Source organism: Streptomyces niphimycinicus, from assembly GCF_018883605.1.
GTDB classification, from domain to species: Bacteria; Actinomycetota; Actinomycetes; order Streptomycetales; family Streptomycetaceae; genus Streptomyces; species Streptomyces niphimycinicus.
On record NZ_JAHLEM010000738.1, the window covers coordinates 1 to 720 of the forward strand.

General features: G+C 75.4%; 1 protein-coding gene. It reads left to right on the top strand.

Features of this window, described 5'->3' with window-relative positions:
- Positions 1-720: beta-ketoacyl reductase (locus KN815_RS41465; RefSeq protein WP_216346948.1), on the top strand; the 720-nt coding region annotated here is incomplete at both ends.

Genomic DNA, 720 nt, shown 5'->3' on the forward strand with positions numbered 1-720 from the left:
GCGGCGCACGCCACCTCCTCCTGCTCAGCCGCCGAGGCGACCAGGCGCCGGGCGCGCCCGAACTCACCGCGGAACTCACCGCGCTGGGCGCGGAAGCACACTGGGCCGCCTGCGACGCGGCGGACCGAGACGCCCTCGCCGACGTGCTGACGGCGATCCCGGACGAGCACCCCCTCACCGCCGTCATCCACACGGCAGGCGTCCTGGACGACGGAGTCATCGCCTCCCTCACCCCCGACCGCATGGCCCATGTACTGCGGCCGAAGGTCGACGCCGCGTGGAACCTCCACGAGCTGACCCAGGACGCGGACCTGTCCGCATTCGTCCTGTTCAGCTCGGCCGCAGGCGTCTTCGGCGGTGCGGGCCAGGGCAACTACGCGGCGGCCAATGCCTTCCTGGACGCCCTCGCCCAGCACCGCACCGCACAGGGCCTGCCCGCCACCTCCCTCGCCTGGGGCCTGTGGGCCGAGTCCGGCGGTATGGCCGGGGATCTGGACGAGGCGGAGCTGGACCGGCTGCGGCGCGGTGGCGTCGCCGCCATCACCGCCGACCAGGGCCAGGAGCTGTTCGACCTCGCGGACACCGCCGACGAGGCGCTGCTCGTGCCGATGCCCCTCGACCTGGCCGCCCTCCGGGCGCAGGCGAGCGCCGGAATGCTGCCGCCGCTCTTCCGCGGTCTGGTCCGCGTCCCGCCCCGCCGCGCGGCCCAGGCCGCCGCCG